The organism is Pararcticibacter amylolyticus (assembly GCF_003130405.1).
GTDB lineage: Bacteria > Bacteroidota > Bacteroidia > Sphingobacteriales > Sphingobacteriaceae > Arcticibacter > Arcticibacter amylolyticus.
Genome location: NZ_QEAS01000022.1, coordinates 32,156 through 36,827, shown reverse-complemented (window position 1 = coordinate 36,827; position 4,672 = coordinate 32,156). Strand labels below are relative to the sequence as shown.

Genomic DNA, 4,672 nt, shown 5'->3' with positions numbered 1-4,672 from the left:
ATCTAAGTCGCCCAGGCGCGGTCGCCTTTCTTGTAGGGTACGCAGCCGTTGTACTTTCCGGGGATGGACACATATCGGAGGGCTTTTGTAGCTCCGGTCTCCGATGTAAAATATCCGAGGAGGGTGAGCTGTTTCATCATGGTGAAATAATGATTAGGCGCATCCTCTTTTTTGTCTTTCTGATATTGTTTCTGTTCATTATCAAGGTGAGTCAAAAATTCGGTACGCTGTTTCGCGTCGCATTCCATAAAGGTCTTACTGTGTTTCTTTTTACATGCGTCGTCGAGTTCCGACAAGCCTTTCATAAATACCCGCTGATCTTCTGGGTTATAACAGTCTTCCACCATCATGGTGATAAACGCTCCGACTTTGGCATCTTTTGCCCCGGGGGTGCTGGTGCGGGGAAGGATCGTTTCGGCAATCTCATCCAGCAAGGCCAGCTGATCGGTATTAAACAGATCGTTCACTTTACCGGGCCGCGGCGTACACGCCATATCAACAAAAAGTTCCGCCCCTATTATGGTACCACCGAGCAGCCATGCCACCCGGGAAATTGCATCTCTTCTGTTCATTGAATTTTTCCTGCTGTTAAACACCCAGTTTCCATCCCTGGCGATATTCCCGCTTTACAAACTGGTTCACATCGTCAAAATTGGTCACCTTCATATTCTGATTATCCCAAAGGAGCTTTATATACCGGCCGGGGTAATCAAACCCGCTTCCGTCTGATTTTGGTTTCTGAATATCGAAACCGCGTATGGCCAGGTTGGCCATCAGCAGGGCTTCCGTCACAGGTCCCGCAATTTCAAAAGGAGAACTCACCTCTTTCTTTCCGTATCCGGCAATGGAGGCTTCCACCCATTGAGCGTAATGCCCGTTGGCACTCTGCGGCACCCTGGGAATCGTTTTGGGCACCTGAACCTCCTGGTTCCTTGAAAGAGGAAGGAGCCTGGGATCCGCGCCATAGGTACTGCACATCATCTTTCCTTTTGTTCCGATAAAAAGGGTGCCGTTACCTCCGTCACCAAACATTTCGTTAGGCCCCAGCTCTTCCGGCCTTTCGGGCTGAATACCGCCGTCCATCCAGTGCAGCCTTACAGGCCCCTGTGTTTTGCTTGTTTTGGGGAAGGTCATGGTGACGTGACTGGAAGGAGGACAGCTTTCAGGGAAGTATCCTCTTTTAAACTCATCGACATAGACGCTTCCGACGCTGCACTCCACATCCTTTACATACGCCAGGTTTAACACGCGGAAAGCGGGTTCAATCAGGTGGCAACCCATGTCACCAAGGGCACCGGTACCATAATCCCACCATCCCCGCCAGTTGAACGGCACCAGTTTGTCGATATAATCCTTATAAGGCGCTGTACCCAGCCACAGGTCCCAGTCGAGTTCCTTTGGTATATCCGCTTTTGAAGCAGGCCAGGGAATTCCCTGGGGCCAGACAGGACGGTTGGTCCAGCTATAAACAGTATGGACATCCCCTATTATTCCCGCATTATACCATTCCATCAATTGCCTTACGCCGTCTCCGGAGGCACCTTGATTGCCCATCTGCGTTACTACCTTATACCGTTTGGCCGCATCAGTAAGCACGCGGGCTTCATAAATATCATGAGTGAGGGGTTTCTGTACATACACATGCTTGCCCAACTGCATGGCAGCAAGTGTGGTGACGGCATGATTATGATCGGGAGTCGCAACGGATACGGCATCAAACTTTTTCGCTTCCTTATCAAAAAGTTCCCTCCAGTCTTTATAATACTTTGCCCTGGGAAAAGCCTTCCTGCTTTCAGCAGCCCTGCGGTCATCCACATCGCATAAGAAGGCAATTTCGGCTTTTCCGCTTTGGAAGAAACTTGCTATATCGCTCTGCCCTTTTCCCCCGGCACCTACTCCGGCAATCACCAGGCGGTCGCTTGGTGCAAGAAATCCTTTTCCTCCCAGTACATGACGGGGAACAATCATAAAGCCAGCCGCTGCAACAGCCGCATTTTTGATAAAGTCTCTCCTCGAAGACCTTGCAGCTTCAGAGTTGATTTTTTTTTCTGACATAAAATTAAAGGTTAAAATAATTACTCAGATATTTCTTTTCTTAAGCTCCTTCAGGGCATGATCTACGGCCCTGGCCGTTAAGGCCATATAGGTGAGCGATGGATTCACACAGCTTGCAGAGGTCATACAGGCACCGTCAGTGACATAGACGTTTTTAGCATCCCATACCTGGTTCCATTCATTCAGAACTGATGTCCTGGGGTCACGTCCCATTCTTGCCGTTCCCATTTCATGAATGCCCTGACCCATCGCATAGCCTGAATCGTAAGTAGCGGGGTCCTTCACTCCTGCGGCTGCCAGCATTTCCTGCGCATCGGTCATCATATCCTTACGCATTTTGTGCTCATTTTCTTTTATCTCACAATCTATTGCCAGAACAGGGAGCCCCCATTTATCCTTCTTTGTTCTGTCGAGGCTGATCTTATTTTCATGATATGGCAGGGTTTCTCCAAAAGAACCCAGCCCTATCCGCCATGGCCCCGGTTCACAAAGGGCATCCTTAAATTCAGCACCGATGTTAAATTCCGCGATTTCCCGGCCCCAGTTCTGCCTGCTGGCGCTGCCCTGGTATCCGAAGCCTCTCACATAATCCCGTTTTTCTCCGAAGAGGTTCCTGAAACGCGGGACATAAATACCGTTCGGGCGTCGTCCATAGTAGTATTTGTCTTCGAACCCTTCCACAATTCCCGCAGCGCCGCATCTGAAATGATGATCCATCAAATTGTGCCCCAGCTCACCGCTGCTGCTGCCCAGTCCGCCTTCCCATACGTCCGTGGCCGAGTTCATCAGCACCCAGGCGGAGTTAAGTGTAGAGGCGCACACAAAGACTACTTTTGCGAAAAATTGGTAGGTCTGATTAGTTTCCGCATCCAATATCTCCACCCCCGTTGCTTTTTTCGTATCCTTATCATACAGGATCCTGGTAACGATGGAGAATGGACGGAGCGTCAGGTTGCCTGTGGCCATAGCCGCAGGCAGCGTAGAAGATTGTGTACTGAAGTATGCCCCGAACTGACATCCCAGCCAGCATTTATTACGGTACTGGCAATTCGACCGGCTGTGATGAGGAACGGTAAGATTGGCACTCCTTCCCATGATCATCGTCCGCTTTCCCTTGTAATGAGCTTTTATTCTCGCTGCCACGTCCTTTTCCACGCAGTTCATTTCCATGGCAGGCAGGAATTCGCCGTCGGGTAGTTGCGGTAAGCCCTCTTTTGAACCGTTGATACCGGCAAAACGTTCTACGTAGCTGTACCAGGGTGCAAGATCCCGGTACCTGACAGGCCAGTCAACTGCTATGCCTTCCTTTGCGTTAGCTTCAAAGTCAATATCACTAAGGCGATAACATTGTCTGCCCCACATGAGCGAGCGCCCACCGACATGATACCCCCGGTACCAGTCAAAGCGTTTCACCTCCACATAGGGGCTCTCTTTCTCATTTACCCAATAATCGAGGTTAGTTTCGTTAAGCGGGTAGTCCCGTTTAAGCACAGGATAGTCTTCCACCATCTGCTGCGTTCGTCCTCCGCGGTGAGGGAAATCCCAGGGATCTTTGTTGGCATTCACATAGTCCTTCACGTGAACGATGTTCCTGCCTCTCTCCAGCAGGATTGTTTTCAGCCCTTTTTCGGTTAGTTCTTTTGCTGCCCAGCCTCCCGCTATCCCTGAACCGATTACAATTGCGTCGTAGGTATTCTCTGCCATCATTAACAGGTTTTAAGTGTGCGTTGGTTATTTATTCAGATGTATTTCGGGTAATGTTTATTTATGTTAGTCAGTTTATTTTGTTAGATAAATATGTAAATAAATATAGAGAAGATTGCACCCTGGGCTGTGGATACGTGTAACAATTTTATTGCAAATGCACCGGTTTGCCCAAAGCTAAATCCTTTTACTTGACATATACAAGTATATAGAAATTAATTCTTTATATCCAATTTTTTTTGGAAAGAGACAGATAAGGTTTACAGGAAGGCAGGAAGATCAGCCAGGTCAGGTCCCCTCGACTTTATCGATGCGGATCCAGTCCATTCCGGCATCATCCGCCGCTTTTACGCCCGCTTCGCCGTCTTCGAACACAAGGCAATACTGCGGGTCTGTTTCCAGCATTTCAGCCGCCAGTAAGAAGGGGTCGGGATATGGTTTACCCCGTTCTGTTTCGCCCGCACACACCAGGACCTCGACCAGATCCCTGATCTCTAAGATCTCCAATGTTTTCTCTATTGCATCCCTGGAACCGCCGGAAACCACCCCAATCCTTACTTTTCCCGCATGCACTTTCAAATGTTCCGTTACAAACTCTACCGGTCTGATATGCTGGATATACTCGTTGTAATATAAGTCATATTTCAGTGCATTAAAGGTCACAGGATCCAGGCTGCACTGGTATCTTTTATTAATCTCCTCTACCACTCTTACTATAGGCAGTCCCGCAAACTCATCAATGATAGCAGGATCGATCGTCACGCCGTGGTCCAGGGCTACCTTTACGTAAGTATCCTTATGCGCCTGCATATTATCTGCAAGAGTACCGTCGCAGTCGTATAGAAAAGCTTTATAGTCGCCTTTTGAGAGTTGGGTGAGTGCTTGTAATTTGGTCATGAGAGAAGGGGGGCTC

Annotated in this window: 4 protein-coding genes; all 4 read right to left on the bottom strand. The window is 48.9% G+C overall.

Annotated elements, in window-relative coordinates:
* Positions 1-2: 2 nt before the first annotated feature.
* Positions 3-572 carry a gluconate 2-dehydrogenase subunit 3 family protein gene (locus tag DDR33_RS21325; RefSeq protein WP_109417857.1) on the bottom strand — a complete coding sequence of 190 codons (570 nt, stop codon included), beginning with the start codon at positions 570-572 and terminating at the stop codon, positions 3-5.
* A 16-nt stretch (positions 573-588) separates the two neighbouring features.
* Complete coding sequence (locus DDR33_RS21320) at positions 589-2,055, bottom strand: Gfo/Idh/MocA family protein (RefSeq protein ID WP_109417834.1); 1,467 nt, start codon at positions 2,053-2,055, stop codon at positions 589-591.
* A 24-nt stretch (positions 2,056-2,079) separates the two neighbouring features.
* Entirely contained in the window at positions 2,080-3,759 is a 1,680-nt protein-coding gene (locus DDR33_RS21315) for a GMC oxidoreductase (protein WP_109417856.1), read from the bottom strand.
* A 288-nt stretch (positions 3,760-4,047) separates the two neighbouring features.
* On the bottom strand, positions 4,048-4,672 hold a 625-nt coding region (locus DDR33_RS21310; RefSeq protein ID WP_317047465.1), incomplete at its 5' end, for an HAD family hydrolase.